The following is a 15,197-nucleotide window of genomic DNA, read 5'->3' as shown; positions in this document are numbered from 1 at the left end:
AGGATTTCCACTGCTTCTACTAATGATCATATCTAAATCGTTACCATTTTATGAATCTATTGCCGATGCAGTGTTAATTAAAACTGCAGTCCACGTTGCTGTAGCTGTATTTTGCGGCAGCTCTAGCTATGTATGGATTATTACTGGCTTATAAGTCGGGTAATAAGCGCGTCGAAATTCGCTATTGAATCGCCGTCTCCTCCTGTAATCTTCGTTAGATTGTATACTCCATTTAGCTGGCCATCTTCATGGAGATATTGAAACCCTCTACGTCCGGATCCGCGCGCCGATTCGCCATTGATCATTTGAGGGGTAATCAGAGTGCCAAAAAAAAGGCGTGCACTCTGCTGGTATTCAGTGGACCAAGTATTCATGTGATCCGCAACTTGCGGCATCCAACTTTCCCAGATGTTTGACTTGTCCTTCCTGCCTTTGACTTCACCAACGGCCAAAACGCGACCTGTGTGCCTATTTGTAAATTTTACATCAGGAGTATCTCCGCCGATGAAAAATTCACATACGAGATTATTCTTCAAGCTAATTGACTGTGAGAGTAGAGCGGGGTTTTCCGCGGAATGCCGCTCCCATTGTCCATTGCTTAAGCTCTCAACGAGGATTGAATGACGTTGACCAAAGTCAATAATTGCCGCCTTGAGTACATCAACCGCTTCATTTCCTCCAACATTTTGTCCGTGTCCAATTGCGCGCCCGCCCAGGATGGCGCTAACCATGACAATTGCTTTGCTTTGTTGCCGATCTTCGGAAGGCCAAACAGAGTTAATTTGATCGGTAAGCCAGTGGACTGCGCCTTGAAGATTCGCATCAGATACTGGCTTTGCGTCGACCAGTTTGTCTCGAATGCCTCGAATTCTTCTTGTCAATCCGTAGTTTTCTGGCCCTTCCTTAAGGTTACTGAGCGTCTTGAGTGAAATACCAGCTAGACTGATGTACCAATCGATTGAAAATGGATGCGTTGAAAGAATTTTTCCGTTTGGGGAAAAAAGCGCGTTAGATTCGTGCAAAGTCTGCGCTGTGTGAAGCACTTTGGTTGAAAGTTGTAAAACATAGCTCGCTTTTCGATCGCGGTCAGCGAGCCAATCTGCCTCTGCGCTTTCGTTCGTCAGATTAGGCCAATTGGGTGTACCTAGATCTAGATGCATCGAGCCAGCTTGCCATGGCTACACTCCGTAGTGGAAAGCTGCTCAGTCTGTAACCATTACTTAGAACAACGTGTCGGGATTCAGCACTGGGAAATCTGAGCGAACAATATCGCTTGGGCTCAAGCTGGTTTCCGGGAGTACTGCCTCTGCAAGGTCGGGGCGGGTGCCCGTAAGAATCCATTCACAGACACTCGCGATCTGGCGAGAAATCAACGGTGGTACTGCATCGCCAATATGGCGGTACTTGTTACTCAACGTGCCAAGAAACTGATAGGAGGAAGGAAAGCCTTGGAGTAGCCCCATTTCTCGAACGGTACAGAGTCGATCTTGTTCCGGGTGGGAATACCGCCCATTTCCGACGTGACTGCATTCGCGTTTAATAGTTGGAGCGGGGCGATCCCACCACATTCGACCGTATACATCTGGAAAACTGCCGAACTTTCCCTTAGCAGCAGACTGTCGCATGACTGGTGTCATGAGTGCCGATCCTTCAGGGGATCGAACCAAGTCTCTCCATGAGCCTCCGTCGTGAGGTGTAGCCTGCAAACGACGCAATGAAGTCGGTTGTGAAAAGCTTGGCGATACATGCATAGCGTCACTCTCATGTACTTTGCCTGCAGGAATTGTTGGTAGCGACCAAATTGCACGTCTAACGTAGGTCGACTTTTCATCGATACCGTAACCCTGCCATAGGTCACCCAATGTTCGTAGCTTTAGTGGCTTTTTAACTGCTAGAACCAGGGCGCGCTCCCGCATCTGGGGGAGCCCAAAGCGTGTGAGGAAGTGAATATCGCCGTACACTTCATAGCCTTGTTCTTCAAGCTGCTCTCTGAGGGCGCTGAAGTGGTTAGAAAAACGTCCCATAATCAGCTCTCGGGCGTTTTCCATAAAAAGAATAGAAGGTGATAGGGCTGCTACAAAATCGGCCACGTGGCTTACAAGGCTATTACGTGGATCATCTACGAGGTGGTTGCCGGAGTGCATTCTAGAAAATCCTGTACACGGAGGGCATGCAATCAGAACAGACGGATTTTCTGGAAGCTGAAGAATATCTTTTAGTTCAGGTCCTGCGACTGATCCTAGGTCAACTTCCAGTGGGCGAATTCCGATGTTGCGGGTGTAGGTTTCGTTGCATCCCAATGCGCCTGGTTGGCTGCTGGGTTTGCCCATCTGAGCGTCAGCTGCAGCCACCACAGAAAACCGTGGATGATCGTGGAAACCGGCACTGGCTCCACCTGCTCCGGAGAACAGGTCAACCACGGTCCAAGTGTTTTCAGGGCCAGACATAAGTGACATGATATCTCATCGCCATCTCTGCAGGGTGAAGACTCACCCTTGCTTAATATGTTAAAATTGTTTATATAAATCACGATATTTTGTCGGATATCGTCTAAATTTTGACGCTCACTTCTTGTCGAGCGTCGGGAAAATTTTTATTTTCGACATAGGTCAACCTCCACCTTGGTTAACCGCTGTATTGTTTATTTGAATGTGGGTAATTTTTAGTGCATATTTCAGCTGGTGGTCAGATTGCTACGAGCGCGAGCGTGGTCAACTTGATCGAGCTGGTCATGGCGCTCGGCTGCCGCGCCTGTGGACAGCTCGACGCCGTGCCGGCATCGACCAGCCCACAGGCTTGCCCTCCAATCTGGGCCGCCTGTGGGCCGTGAGAGGTCACCAGAAGACACAAAACGACGCTGACCCACGAGAGGTGTTCTCGCCGGTCAGCGTCGTTTTGGTGGCCCTACGTCAGGCCGACTTGGTCTCCCAGAAGATCTTGTCGATCTGGGCGATCAGGTCGAGGAGCTCCTGGCCCTTGGCCGGGTCCATGGAGCCCTTGGCGCCGCTGGCGCCCGCGGCCTTCGTGGCCCGGTTGAACAGGTCGTGCAGCTCCGGGTACTTCTCGAAGTGCGGGGGCTTGAAGTAGTCGGTCCACAGCACCCACAGGTGGTGCTTGACCAGCTCGCTGCGCTGCTCCTTGATCAGGATGGCGCGGGTCCGGAACTCCGGGTCCTCGTTGCCCTGGTACTTCTCCTGGATCGCCTTCACCGACTCCGCCTCGATCCGGGCCTGAGCCGGGTCGTAGACGCCGCACGGGAGATCGCAGTGCGCGGTCGCCTCCAGAAGCGGGCGGTGGAGTCCTCGGATGCGCGACAGAAGTCGCATCTTGCCTCCCTGACAGTGGATGCTCCGACGTCGTGAAACCCTACTCCCGACCCGTGTACCAGGCAGTCGGAGGTGATCGTTGGCACCGGTGGAGGGCGACGCGCTGCGGCTGGTGAGGGTCGTCGGACCGTCCATGGTGCCCGCGCTGCGGTCCGGGGACGTCGTGCTGGTGCGCTGGGACGCGCCGGTCGGCGGGGGCGACGTGGTGCTGGTGCGGTGGGCCGCGCGACCCGGACAGCTGTCGGTCAAGCGCGCGGTCCGGCCCGACGGGGACGGGTGGCACGTGGAGGGGGACAACCCGTTCGGTTCCACGGACTCCCGCGAGCTGGGGCCCGCCGAGGTGCTCGGCGTCGTCCGCTGGCGGGTCTGGCCGCGTCCGCGCCGGCTCCGCTGATGCTCCACCTCGTCGTGGGCGGGTGGCGGGCTCTGCGGGGCTGCCCCGGTGAGCGTCACTCGCCCCGCAGTTGCGCGTACCAGGCGGTGCAGGCGTCGTACCGGGGCAGCAGGCCCGCCTCCAGCGCCTCGGCCAGGGTGGGGGCCGTCGCGTCCTTCTCCGACAGCACCGGCGCGATGTCGTCCGGCCACGGCAGGCCCAGTGCCGGGTCCGTCGGGGTGATGCCGTGCTCCGCCTTCGGGTTGAAGCCCTTCGAGCACAGGTAGTGCATCGTCGTGTCGTCCTCCAGGGCCATCGCCGCGTGACCGACGCCCTCGGGCACGTAGATCGCGTTGCCGAGCTTCGCGTCGACGATCACGGCGTCCCACCGGCCGAAGGTCGGCGAGCCCACCCGGAGGTCCACGACCACGTCGAGGAGCAGGCCGCGCGCCACGTGCACGTACTTCGCCTGGCCGGGAGGCACGTCGGCGAAGTGCAGGCCGCGGATCGTGCCCCGGCGGGACACGCTGTGGTTCGTCTGGGCGACGTGGAGCGGATGTCCGACGGCCTCGACGAACACGGCCTCCTGGAACGGCGCCGCGAACATCCCCCGGTCGTCCGGGAAGGTGCGCGGGACGAACTCGAAGACGCCGGGAACTTTCATCTCGCGTGCCTGCATGGCGGGAAGCGTAGTGGGCCTCCGATCTTGAACGATCGTGTGTCCGCCTGCCTGGGAAAACCGACCGGCCGGTTCGACCAAACCGGACGGACGTCTTGCGAAACCGCCTCTGACCTGCGGAAGAACTGTGATCCCCGCCGCAGACACGTCCGGGACGGAGTGCCACACTCGGGGACATCGCAGCGCCGGAACGCCGCTCCAGCCGAAACCCGGCAGGGCGGCGCTCCCGTTTCCAGGCCCCGTCGATCCCGCGTGACCACGTCGGGGGCGGTGTGCCGAAAGGCCGCTTCCGCACCGCACGACACCCGCAGGAGGGACGCCGTGACCACACCGAGCGACACAACACCGAGTGGTACGACACCGGGCAACACCGCATTGAGCAACACCGCACCCGCCCGGCTCACCGACGAGGAGATCTTCTCCGCGCACGAGGGCGGCAAGCTCGCCATCGGCGCGACCGCGTCGCTCGCCGACCCCAGGGCGCTGTCCATCGCCTACACGCCGGGCGTGGCCAGGGTGAGCAGGGCCATCGCCGACGACGCGTCGCTGGCGGCCAGGTACACGTGGGCGCACCGGCTGGTCGCCGTGGTCAGCGACGGCACCGCGGTGCTCGGCCTCGGCGACATCGGCCCGCGCGCGTCGCTTCCGGTCATGGAGGGCAAGGCCGCGCTGTTCAAGACCTTCGGCGGCCTCGACTCGATCCCGCTGGTGCTCGACACCACCGACGTGGACGAGATCGTCGAGACGCTGGTGCGGCTGCGGCCGTCCTTCGGGGCGGTGAACCTGGAGGACGTCTCCGCGCCGCGCTGCTTCGAGCTGGAGGCCCGGCTGATCGAGGCCCTGGACTGCCCGGTCATGCACGACGACCAGCACGGCACCGCCGTCGTGGTGCTCGCCGCGCTGCGCGGCGCGAACGCCGTGCTCGGCAAGGACGTCGCCGACCAGCGGGTCGTCGTCTCCGGCGCGGGTGCGGCGGGCGTGGCCTGCGCGAAGATCCTCGTCGCGGCCGGGATCGGCGAGGTGACGCTGGTCGACTCGCGCGGCGTCGTGCACGCCGGGCGCGACGGCCTGAACCCGGTGAAGGCCGAACTGGCGGCGATCACCAACGCCAGCGGGCTGCGCGGGGGCATCGCGGAGGCCCTGCGCGGCGCCGACGTGTTCGTGGGCGTCTCCTCCTCCACGGTCCCGGAGGAGCTGATCGCCTCGATGGCGCCCGGATCGGTGGTCTTCGCCCTGTCCAACCCCGACCCCGAGGTGCACCCGGAGGTGGCGGCCAGGCACGCGGCGGTCGTGGCCACGGGCCGCAGCGACTTCCCCAACCAGATCAACAACGTGCTCGCGTTCCCCGGCATCTTCCGCGGCGCGCTCGACGCGGGCGCCACGCGGATCACCGAGAACATGAAGCTCGCGGCGGCCGGGGCCATCGCCGCGGTCGCCTCCGACGACCTGGCCGCCGACCGGATCGTGCCCAGCGCGCTCGACCCGAGGGTGGGGCCGGAGGTGGCGGCGGCCGTCGCGGCCGCTGCCAGGGCCGACGGAGTAGCCTGACCCCATCGGGGTGGGGAGACTCCGACCACAGGTGCACAAGTTCGGCGGCATCCACGGCGTGCATGGATTAGTGCTCACGTTCGTGGTAGTTCGTTAAGCCGTGCAGGGGTGGGCGATGACGCTCCGAAGCGCTACCGTCCCTCTCCGTGGGTGACACACCCGCGAAGAGGTCGCGTGTTTGCCGCAATCGGGTGCACCGCCAGGGCTGCCGAGCCCGTCGCCCCTGCGCCGCTGCTGCCGGGAGGGGTGGAGGCGTGACCGAACGGGTGGACCGCGCTCCCGGTGTGCTGCGCCGACCGGTGCCGCGGCCTCCCGTCACCCTCGACGGTCTTCCGCTGTCCGAGCCGCCCTCCCTGGTGTGCGACGGCACGGGGGTCGTGGTGCGGGCCAGCGCCCCGGCCGCCGAGCTCGCCGGTGCCTCCTCGCCCTCCGACCTGGTCGGCCGTCCGCTCGGAGAGCTGCTCGTCGGCGACCCGGCCGACCTGCGGCTGCGCAGACGGGTCGGCGCCGACCTGCCCGTGCGGGTCGTGCGCCAACCCGTGCCGGGCACCGACCTGCACGCCGTGCTCCTCGTCGACGTCTCCGACCTCGCCGCCTCCGCCGACGCGCTGCGCGACGAGCAGCGCAGGCTGCGCGCCGTCCAGCGCGTCGCGGGCATCGGGTCGTGGGAGTTCGACCCCGACACCGGGGTCACGGTCTGGTCCGAGTCGCACTACCGGCTGCTCGGGCTGGAGCCGGGGTCGGTCGTGCCGGGCGCGCAGGCCGTCCTCGACGTCGTGCACCCCGACGACTACGACGTGGTCGCCGAGTACTGGTCGAAGCACCAGCCGTCCGGCGACCCCATCGACATCGAGTACCGGATCGTCCGGCCGGACGGCGAGCTGCGCTGGATCCGGGGCGTGGCGGAGGCGAAGCTCGCGCCGGACGGCCGCGCCGAGCTGATCACCGGCTACATCAGGGACAACACCGACCAGTGGCGGGCGGACCGCGACCTGGCCGTGGAGCGGCGGCGGTTGCTGGAGGCGCAGCGCATAGCCCGCATCGGCAGCTGGGCCTACGAGTTCTCCACGCGGGTGGTGCACCGCAGCGAGGTGCTGCTGGAGATGTACGCCGAGATCGGCTGCGAACCCGACGACAACCTGCTCTTCGGCGTGCACCCGCAGGACCGGCCGCTCCTGGAGGACATGCGGCGCAGGCTGCTGCACGCGCGGGACGAGGGGCCGATCGAGGTCGAGATCCGCAACGAGGCCGGCGACCACGTCTACGTCTCCAGGGCGCGCGCCGAGCTCGACGGCTCCGGGAACCTCCAGCGGCTGCACGGCACCATCCAGGACGTGACCGAGGCCAGGGCGCTGGAGCGGCAGCTCCGCGAGGACCGGCGCAGGCTCGCCGACGCGCAGCGCGCGGCGAAGCTCGGCACCTGGGAGTGGAACCTGCAGACCGGCACCACGGTGTGGTCGGACATGCTGCACGACCTGTTCGGCGTGCCGCTCGGCAGCGCCACCCGCTACGAGACGTACCTGGACCTGGTGCACCCCGAGGACCGCGGGTGGGTCGACGACCTGTGGCAGCAGCTCGTGGCGGGCAACGGCCCCGTGCAGCTGGAGCACCGGATGGTGGGCCGGGGCGGCCAGGTGCGGGTGTTCCGCTGCCACGGGATGCTGATGGAGGGGGTCGACGGCCTGCCCTGCGCGGTCGGCACGGCCCAGGACGTCACCGAGCAGCGCACCGCCGAGACGCGGATGCAGCGCTCCAGCCAGCGGTTCGCCGACCTGGTGTCGATCACGCCGGTGGGCATCGGCCTGTTCGACGAGAGCGAGCGACTCGTCGACGCCAACGACGCGCTCTGCGACCTGCTCGGCACGGAGCTGGAGCAGCTGCGCGGCACGACGGCGGCGGAGATGACGCACCCGGACGACACCGAGGAGCGGCTGCGGTCCGTCGCGGGGATGGACTTCGAGGCCGAGCGCTCCTACAAGGTGTCGCAACGCGTCCTGCACCGCGCCGACGGCGAGCGGGTGTACTGCGAGCTGCACATCGCGCTGTCCGTGCAGGACGACGGCCGCCGGTTCTGGCTGGTCGTGTTCTCCGACATCACCGAGCGGCGGCGCACCGCGGAGGCGCTGCGGCACCAGGCCACGCACGACGAGCTGACCGGGCTGCCCAACCGCGCGCTGGTCAAGGAGCTGCTGAGCGAGCTGCTCGCCGGGCCGGACGCGAGCAGGGTCGCCGTACTGTTCTGCGACATCGACAACTTCAAGCGGGTCAACGACTCGCTGGGCCACGACGCCGGTGACGAGCTGCTGGTGGCGCTGGCGCGGCGGTTGGAGGGCGGTCTGCCCGCCGGCTGCACGGCGGCGCGGCTGTCCGGTGACGAGTACGTGATCATCTGCCGCGACATCGAGGAGGTCGGCGGCGTCAACGCGCTGGCCACGCGGGTCGCGGGTCTGCTGCGCACCGCCGTGCCCGTGCACGGTCAGCTCGTGCGGGTGTCCGCCTCGATCGGCGCGGCCGTGCCCAACGGGTCGCGGCCCACGGGGCCCGACCTGCTGCGCTTCGCCGACGCCGCGATGTTCGAGGCCAAGCGCGCCGGAGCGGGCCGGGTGTCGCTGGCCAGCGCGGCGCTGATCGCCTCGGCCGACCGCCAGGTGCACCTGGAGGGCCAGCTGCGCGACGCGCTGGCGGGCGACGGCCTCACGCTGCACTACCAGCCCGTGGTGGGGGTGGACGGTGCCGTCCTCACGGCGGAGGCGCTCGTGCGCTGGCCGCACCCGGACCGCGGGCTGCTGCCGCCGGACGTGTTCCTGCCGGTGGCCGAGCAGGGCGACCTGATGCGGGACCTGGACCGCTGGGTGCTGCGCACGGCGCTGAAGGAGGCCGCGACGTGGCCCGCGCCCGACGGGCGCTCGGTGTCGGTCGCGGTGAACCTGTCCGGCCTGGTGCCGGGCGACCCGGAGTTCGGCGACATCGTCGCCGACGCCGTCGCGGAGGCCGGCATCCCGTGGGACCGCGTGGTGCTGGAGCTGGTGGAGACGGCGTTCGCGGAACTGCCGTCGCGGACCCGGCAGGCGATGAAGGAGCTGGTGGACCGGGGCGTGCGGTTCGCCGTGGACGACTTCGGCACCGGCTACTCGTCGCTGGCCAGGCTCAAGGACCTCCCGGCGCAGATCATCAAGGTCGACCGCCGGTTCGTCGCCGGTGTCGGCACCGACTCGTCGGACTTCGCCGTGGCGCGGGCCGTGGTGGACCTCGCGCGGGCGATGGGCCGCAAGTGCGTCGCGGAGGGCGTGGAGACCGCGACGCAGTTCCACGTCCTGCGCGGTGTCGGTGTCGACGCCTACCAGGGCTGGTTGTTCTCCCGGCCCGTGCCGGCCAAGGAGTTCCGCGCGGTCCTGGCACTGGGACCGCTGCACGTCCCCCGAGCGGGGTGATCGGAGAAGGGGTGGTGCCGGTGTCGGACGCGCGCTGGGTGCCCCGCGAGATCGACCTGACCAGGCCGAGCCCGGCGAGGGTGTACGACTACCTGCTCGACGGGGCGTGCAACTTCGCCGCCGACCGCGAGCTGGTCGAGCAGATGCTCGTCACGATGCCGTGGGTGCGCGACGCCGCGCGGCTCAACCGGTCGTTCCTGCGGCGGGCCGTGCTGTTCGCAGCGGCGCTGCACTTCGTGCCCGACGAGCTGGACCCCGCCGGTGTGGTCCGCCGCTACGTCGCCGCGCTCGCGCCGGGCAGCGTCGTCGTGATCTCGCACGCCACGCTCGACCCCGAGGTGCCGGGGGACGTCCGCGCCGCGGTCGAGATCAGCCGCAGGATGACCACGGCGGGCACCGTCCGCAGCCGCGAGGAGGTGACCGCGTTCGTGGACGGCCTGGACGTCGTCGAGCCCGGTGTGGTGTTCACCTCGCAGTGGCGGCCCGATCAGCCGACCGCCCCTGGCTTCGTCCACGGTTCGTCGGTGAACCTGGCCCTGGTGGCCGTCACGCGCTGACCCCCGCGCTGGCCGCCACGGCGGGCAGCAGCGCCGCGATCCGGTGCCGCGGCAGGTCGATCAGGCGCACCGCCAGGTCGTCCTCGTCGGGCGCGAACCGCTCCACGCGCTCCCGCGCCTCCCGCTTGGTCAGCGCCCCGCGCGACGCCGTGATCAGCGCCTCGCGCCACGTGTTGCCGAGCTTGCCGTGCGCCCGCAGCAGCACCTCCCGCACGACGAGCCCGCCCGCGTCGAGGTCACCGGCCGGCACCTGGTCCGCGACGACCACGGCGTGCTTGTCGTCCGGGGTGCTGCGCAGGAACCGCAGCCGGAAGCGGCTGTCCACCAGGGAGGCCAGCTCCTGCTGCCCGCGCTGGCTGGACACGGCGGGGTGGTTGTTCGGCACCAGCGCCGCCATCCGGCCCGGCACGCACGCCAGCACCGAGCGCAGCAGCCACGGGCCGGGGTCGGCGCTCAGCTCCATCGCGAGCGACGCGGCACCCCGGCCCACCGGCTCGGCCCAGCCGGGCGCGCGCGGCTTCGGCGGAGGGGAGGACTCGGGGCGCGGCGCCAGCTGCGACAGCCGGTCCAGCACCTCGGCCGACGGCCCGGACGACTCGACCGACTGGGGACCGTGGGTGTAGATCGCGGTCCTCGGCACGGCGGGCGGCCTGCGCGTCGTGGGGCGGCACACGTAGAGGTCGGCGGCGCTGCCGATGGCCTGCGCGCCGTCGAAGCGGTGGAACGCGGGCAGGACCGCCTCGAACACCAGGCCGAGCCGTTGCAGCTCCTGCTGCACCTTCAGCCCCAGCGCGGGTGTGCGGTCGCTGAACCCGTACGCCAGCAGGACGCGTCCGCGCGCGGGGTCGGCGAGCGTCTCGATCGCCCGCGCGGCGAACAGCGCCATGCCCTCCGGCGTGTAGGGCGGGTCGCTGAACACCAGGTCGGCGGACTCCAGCAGCGTCGGCGGCAGCCCGAAGCGGAAGTCGGCGTGCAGGCAGCGGACCTTCCAGCCGCGGGCCCGCGCCCTGGTGTCGACGAACTCCAGCAGCCGCTCGTCCACGTCGACGACCGTCACCTCGACGTCGTCGTTCACCGCGCAGACCGCCAGCGAGGTCAGGTCGTGGTCGCCCAGGCACAGCAGCCGCCGCCCGGTCAGGTCGTAGGTGCTGTCGAGCCACAGGGCGCGCTTGAGCGCCGTCTCCGCCGTGGCCTGCACGTGGTCCAGCGCGGCCACCGGCGACGGCACGGCGTCGATGTCGGCGAGGATCGACCGCAGCTGGTCGGTGTGCCGCGACACCAGCGCGTCGAGCGGGTCGGCGACGTCGTGACCGGCGGGGAACGCCCGCGACCAGGCGTCGACCCGCTCCGGCCTGACGCGGTAGCGCCCGTCGCGCAGCTCCAGGTCGTCCTCGGCCGCGGCGAGCAGCTCCTGCACGGTCCGGCGCGGCACCGCGGGCAGTCTCACCAGCTCGGCGAGCGTGTGCCAGTCGTCCCTCAGGAGCGTCAGGACACCGCGCAGCTTGCGCGCGTGCACCCCGCGCTCGTCCAGCAGTGCGCGTACCCGGTCGATCGGCTCAATCCCTGCCACAAGCGGAGCAGCGTACGGCGTGCCCACCCGGTGGAACGCCGTGCCGTCGTCAGTCGAACGGACTAGGGTCGTGATCCGGGTCTTTCCACGTCGTCCGACCAGCGCTTCCGGGCGACGCCGTGACCGGGGGGAGTGCAGGGTGATCGAGTTCCGGGCCGTGTCCAAGCGGTTCGACGACGGCACGGTGGCCGTCGACGACCTCGACCTCGTGGTGGAAGCGGGCACCATCACGGTGTTCGTCGGCCCGTCGGGGTGCGGCAAGACCACGTCGCTGCGGATGATCAACCGGATGCTCGACCCGACGTCGGGCACGGTGCTGGTCGACGGGCGCGACGTGCTCCAGGTCGACCCGCCGCGCCTGCGCCGGGGCATCGGCTACGTCATCCAGCAGGCCGGGCTGTTCCCGCACCGCACGGTGCTGGACAACGTCGCCACGGTGCCGCTGCTGTCGGGCTGGTCCAAGCGGGACGCGCGCGCCCGCGCCGCGGAGCTGCTGGAACTGGTGGGCCTCGACGGCGACATGGGCCGCCGCTACCCCGTGCAGCTCTCGGGCGGGCAGCAGCAGCGGGTGGGCGTGGCGCGGGCGCTGGCCGCCGACCCGCCGGTGCTGCTGATGGACGAGCCGTTCAGCGCCGTGGACCCGGTGGTGCGCGAGGGCCTCCAGGACGAGCTGCTGCGGCTGCACGCCGAGCTGGGCAAGACCGTCGTGTTCGTCACCCACGACATCGACGAGGCCGTGCGCATCGGCGAGAAGGTCGCCGTGTTCCGCCAGGGCGGCGTCCTCGCCCAGTACGACCGGCCCGCCGAGCTGCTGGCGCGACCGGCGGACGACTTCGTGGCGAGCTTCGTGGGCAAGGACCGGGGGTACCGCGGTCTGTCCTTCGTGGACCCGGCGGGCATCGAGGTGCGCGGCGGCGCGACGACGCGGCTGGGCGAGCCCGTGTCGCCGTCGCGGGAGTGGTTGCTCGCGCTGGACGCCGACGAGCGTCCGCGCGGCTGGCTGCCGCCGGGGACCTCCGCGGACGGACCGCTGACCGAGGACCTCCTCGTGCCGGGCGGTTCCCTGTACGAGCGCGGCACGGCGGTGCGCGGCGCGCTCGACTCGGCGCTGTCGTCGCCGTCGGGGCTGGGCGTCGTCGTGGAGCCCACCGGCCGCTACGCGGGTGTGCTGCGCGGCGCGCAGGTGCTCGACGTGATCGACCGCGAGCGAGCGGAGCGCGGCTGATGTTCGCCGATCTCGGCAAGTACCTCGGCAACGCGGGCACCAGGGCGCAGATCGCGGACCACCTGGTGGAGCACGTGTACCTGTCGCTGCTGCCCATCGTGTTCGCGGTGCTGCTGGCCGTCCCGCTGGGCTGGGCCTGCCACCGCTACCGGCCGCTGCGCGGCGCCCTGATCGGCGTGGCGAACGTCGTCTACACGGTGCCGTCGCTGGCGCTGTTCGTGATCATCCCCGCGGTCGCGGGCACGCAGATCCTCTGGCCGGGCAACGTGATCATCGCGTTGACGGTCTACACGACGGCGCTGCTGATCCGGCCGGTGGCCGAGGCGCTGGACGCCGTGCCCGACCACGTGGTGGCCGCCGCGACCGCGATGGGCTACCGCCCGCTGCCGCGCTTCCTGACCGTGGAGCTGCCGCTGGCGGTGCCCGTGCTCGCGGCGGGCGTGCGGGTCGGCTCGGTCAGCAACATCAGCCTGGTCAGCGTGGGCGCCATCATCGGCAGCGGCGGTCTGGGCGTGCTGTTCACCGACGGCTTCTCCCGCCGCTACCTCGCCCCGATCCTGGTGGGCATCGTGCTGACGCTCGCGCTCGCGCTGGTCGTCGACCTGCTGCTGGTCGCCCTGCGCCGGGCGCTCACCCCGTGGACGCGCGCGCAGGGGGTGTCGGTCGCGTGATCTTCGTCGACGTCTGGGTCTGGTTGTCCGACCCCGAGAACTGGAGCGGCGCGGGCGGCATCCCCGCGCGGGTCGGGCAGCACCTGCTGTACTGCCTGGCCGCGACCGCGTTCGCGGCGCTGATCGCCGTGCCGCTGGGCCTGTACGTGGGGCACACGGGACGCGGCGGCGTCGTGCTCGTCGGCGGTGGCAACGCGATCCGCGCGCTGCCGACGCTGGGGCTGGTGACCGTGCTGTACCTGGTGGCCGGTGGCGGCACGGTGCCCGTGCTGATCGGCCTGGTGGTGCTGGCGGTCCCGCCGATCCTCGCCGGCACCTACGCGGGTGTGCAGGACGTCGACCGCGGTGTGGTCGACGCGGCCAGCGGCATGGGCATGACCGACGCGCAGCGGCTGTGGCAGGTCGAACTGCCCAACGCGCTGCCGCTGCTCATGGGCGGCGTGCGCAACGCGATGCTCCAGGTCGTCGCCACGGCGTCGGTCGCGGCCTACGTGGGCCTCGGCGGCCTGGGCAGGCCGCTGCTCGACGGGCTGCGGGTGCTCGACTACGGCCAGCTCGTCGGCGGCGCGCTGTTCGTGGCGCTGCTCGCGGTGCTGCTGGACCTGCTGCTGTCCGTGGTGCAGCGCCTGGTGGTGCCGCGCGGTCTGCGGCTCGCGCCGGCGTCCGCGGCGCGCAGGAGGGTTCGACGCGGGGTGGACGACTCCTCCCCGCAGAAGCTGGTGGCCACGGCCGGCCAGCCCGACTCAGGAGGAAGCAGGGCATGAAGCGCACGTTGGCCGTGGTCGTCTCGGCGGCGGCACTGCTGTTGTCCGCATGTGGTTCCAGCGACAGCCTGGGCGGCGGTGAGGACTCGGGGTCGGGCGGTGGGCAGATCGTCGTCGGCTCGGCCGACTTCTCCGAGAACAAGATCCTCGCGGAGATCTACGCGGGAGCCCTGCGCAACGCCGGGCTCGACGCGACGACGAAGCAGAACATCGGTGCCCGCGAGGTGGTCGTCACGGCGTTGCAGGACGGCTCGCTGGGCGTCGTGCCGGAGTACAGCGGCAACCTGCTGACGTTCTTCGACAAGGCGAACGAGCTGACCACCTCCGAGGAGGTGTACGCGGCGCTGGGGGAGAAGACCCCGGACGGCCTGACCGTGCTGGACAAGGCCGAGGCGGAGGACAAGGACGTGCTGGTCGTGACGCGGGAGACCGCGGCGACGGGCATCGCGTCCATCGAGGACCTCGCCCCGAGGTGCGGCGAGTTCGTCATCGGCGCGGCGGGCGAGTGGGAGACCCGCTGGAAGGACGAGCTCGCCGAGCTCTACGGCTGCACGTTCAAGGAGTTCAAGGCGACCGACGCCGGTGGCCCGATCACCGTGGACGCGCTGAAGAACGGTGAGTCGCAGGTGGCGAACCTGTTCACCACGTCGGCCGACATCGCCGCGAACGACTTCGTCCAGCTGGCGGACCCGAAGAACATGTACCCGGCGCAGAACGTCGTGCCGCTGGTGCGCGACGCCGCCGTGAACGACCGGGGCAGGGCGGCGCTGAACGAGGTCTCCGCCGCGCTGACGACGGAGAACCTGGCCGAGCTGGTGAAGCGGGTGGACGTGGACAAGGAGACCCCGGCGGACGTGGCCGCGAACTTCCTGCAGCAGAACGGCATCTGACCGGCGGACGCTCGACGGCCGTGCCGGAAAGCTCAACTCGCGGTGCTCGAACGCTCGACTCGCGGTGCCTGAAAGGCGATCTCGTGGTGCTGGAGGGGGCGACTCGCGCAGCGGCCGGTGAGCGCGGGCGGAGCCCGTGCGGCCGGTGCGCGAGCAGGTGGAG

13 protein-coding genes are annotated in these 15,197 nt (G+C 68.5%); 8 read left to right on the top strand and 5 right to left on the bottom strand.

What is annotated here, in order from left to right; genetic code table 11:
- Positions 1-140: 140 nt before the first annotated feature.
- The 3 genes from IMZ35_RS03800 to sodN all read right to left on the bottom strand — a co-directional run bounded on the left by IMZ35_RS03800 (position 141) and on the right by sodN (position 3,326).
- The gene (locus IMZ35_RS03800; RefSeq protein WP_199439413.1) at positions 141-1,160 is read right to left on the bottom strand and encodes a hypothetical protein; all 1,020 of its coding nucleotides are present in this window, start codon (positions 1,158-1,160) and stop codon (positions 141-143) included.
- 60 nt (positions 1,161-1,220) lie between these two features.
- Positions 1,221-2,420 (bottom strand): DNA cytosine methyltransferase, encoded by a 1,200-nt coding sequence (locus IMZ35_RS03795; RefSeq protein ID WP_307867724.1) that lies wholly within the window; start codon positions 2,418-2,420, stop codon positions 1,221-1,223.
- A gap of 489 nt (positions 2,421-2,909) precedes the next feature.
- Complete coding sequence (sodN, locus tag IMZ35_RS03790) at positions 2,910-3,326, bottom strand: superoxide dismutase, Ni (RefSeq protein WP_199439411.1); 417 nt, start codon at positions 3,324-3,326, stop codon at positions 2,910-2,912.
- Positions 3,327-3,405: 79 nt separating this feature from the next.
- Here sodN and IMZ35_RS03785 point away from each other — a divergent pair, with 79 nt between their 5' ends.
- Complete coding sequence (locus tag IMZ35_RS03785) at positions 3,406-3,720, top strand: S26 family signal peptidase (protein WP_267876997.1); 315 nt, start codon at positions 3,406-3,408, stop codon at positions 3,718-3,720.
- 55 nt (positions 3,721-3,775) lie between these two features.
- Here the strand turns inward: IMZ35_RS03785 and IMZ35_RS03780 are convergent, their stop codons facing one another.
- Entirely contained in the window at positions 3,776-4,378 is a 603-nt protein-coding gene (locus tag IMZ35_RS03780; RefSeq protein WP_199439410.1) for a dTDP-4-dehydrorhamnose 3,5-epimerase family protein, read from the bottom strand.
- 375 nt (positions 4,379-4,753) lie between these two features.
- Here IMZ35_RS03780 and IMZ35_RS03775 point away from each other — a divergent pair, with 375 nt between their 5' ends.
- The 3 genes from IMZ35_RS03775 (at position 4,754) to IMZ35_RS03765 (ending at position 9,914) form a co-directional block, all read left to right on the top strand.
- Positions 4,754-5,926, top strand: a complete 1,173-nt coding sequence (locus IMZ35_RS03775) for an NAD(P)-dependent malic enzyme (protein WP_199439644.1) — start codon at positions 4,754-4,756, stop codon at positions 5,924-5,926.
- 254 nt (positions 5,927-6,180) lie between these two features.
- Positions 6,181-9,357, top strand: a complete 3,177-nt coding sequence (locus IMZ35_RS03770; RefSeq protein WP_199439409.1) for a bifunctional diguanylate cyclase/phosphodiesterase — start codon at positions 6,181-6,183, stop codon at positions 9,355-9,357.
- Between the two features lie 14 nt (positions 9,358-9,371).
- The gene (locus tag IMZ35_RS03765) at positions 9,372-9,914 is read left to right on the top strand and encodes an SAM-dependent methyltransferase (protein WP_199439408.1); all 543 of its coding nucleotides are present in this window, start codon (positions 9,372-9,374) and stop codon (positions 9,912-9,914) included.
- On the opposite strand, the gene IMZ35_RS03760 is transcribed toward IMZ35_RS03765, so the two are convergent.
- Positions 9,904-11,430 carry a bis-aminopropyl spermidine synthase family protein gene (locus IMZ35_RS03760; protein ID WP_307867723.1) on the bottom strand — a complete coding sequence of 509 codons (1,527 nt, stop codon included), beginning with the start codon at positions 11,428-11,430 and terminating at the stop codon, positions 9,904-9,906. The two genes, IMZ35_RS03765 and IMZ35_RS03760, sit on opposite strands and share 11 nt — an antisense overlap.
- Positions 11,431-11,623: 193 nt before the next feature.
- Between IMZ35_RS03760 and IMZ35_RS03755 the strand changes: the two genes are divergently transcribed.
- From IMZ35_RS03755 to IMZ35_RS03740, 4 genes are read left to right on the top strand one after another with little or no spacing between them, the layout of a single operon-like run.
- A complete protein-coding gene (locus tag IMZ35_RS03755; RefSeq protein WP_199439406.1) occupies positions 11,624-12,709 on the top strand; it encodes an ABC transporter ATP-binding protein in 1,086 nt (361 codons plus the stop codon).
- The gene (locus IMZ35_RS03750; protein WP_199439405.1) at positions 12,709-13,380 is read left to right on the top strand and encodes an ABC transporter permease; all 672 of its coding nucleotides are present in this window, start codon (positions 12,709-12,711) and stop codon (positions 13,378-13,380) included. Before IMZ35_RS03755 ends, IMZ35_RS03750 begins: the two co-directional genes overlap by 1 nt.
- Positions 13,380-14,144: an ABC transporter permease gene (locus IMZ35_RS03745; RefSeq protein WP_438816820.1), complete on the top strand. Its 765-nt coding sequence runs from the start codon at positions 13,380-13,382 to the stop codon at positions 14,142-14,144. Before IMZ35_RS03750 ends, IMZ35_RS03745 begins: the two co-directional genes overlap by 1 nt.
- Entirely contained in the window at positions 14,141-15,034 is an 894-nt protein-coding gene (locus tag IMZ35_RS03740; protein ID WP_199439403.1) for a glycine betaine ABC transporter substrate-binding protein, read from the top strand. Before IMZ35_RS03745 ends, IMZ35_RS03740 begins: the two co-directional genes overlap by 4 nt.
- Positions 15,035-15,197: the final 163 nt, after the last annotated feature.

Origin of the sequence: Umezawaea beigongshangensis (genome assembly GCF_016464305.1) — a bacterium.
GTDB classification, from domain to species: domain Bacteria; phylum Actinomycetota; class Actinomycetes; order Mycobacteriales; family Pseudonocardiaceae; genus Umezawaea_A; species Umezawaea_A beigongshangensis.
This window is presented reverse-complemented; position numbering and strand designations above follow the sequence as displayed.

What these genes read in the sequence shown, in the direction of transcription:
- sodN (WP_199439411.1), bottom strand. Translation starts at nt 3,326, where the DNA reads ATGCGACTTCTGTCGCGCATCCGAGGACTCCACCGCCCGCTTCTGGAG.
- IMZ35_RS03740 (WP_199439403.1), top strand. Translation starts at nt 14,141, where the DNA reads ATGAAGCGCACGTTGGCCGTGGTCGTCTCGGCGGCGGCACTGCTGTTG.
- IMZ35_RS03780 (WP_199439410.1), bottom strand. Translation starts at nt 4,378, where the DNA reads ATGCAGGCACGCGAGATGAAAGTTCCCGGCGTCTTCGAGTTCGTCCCG.
- IMZ35_RS03800 (WP_199439413.1), bottom strand. Translation starts at nt 1,160, where the DNA reads ATGCATCTAGATCTAGGTACACCCAATTGGCCTAATCTGACGAACGAA.
- IMZ35_RS03750 (WP_199439405.1), top strand. Translation starts at nt 12,709, where the DNA reads ATGTTCGCCGATCTCGGCAAGTACCTCGGCAACGCGGGCACCAGGGCG.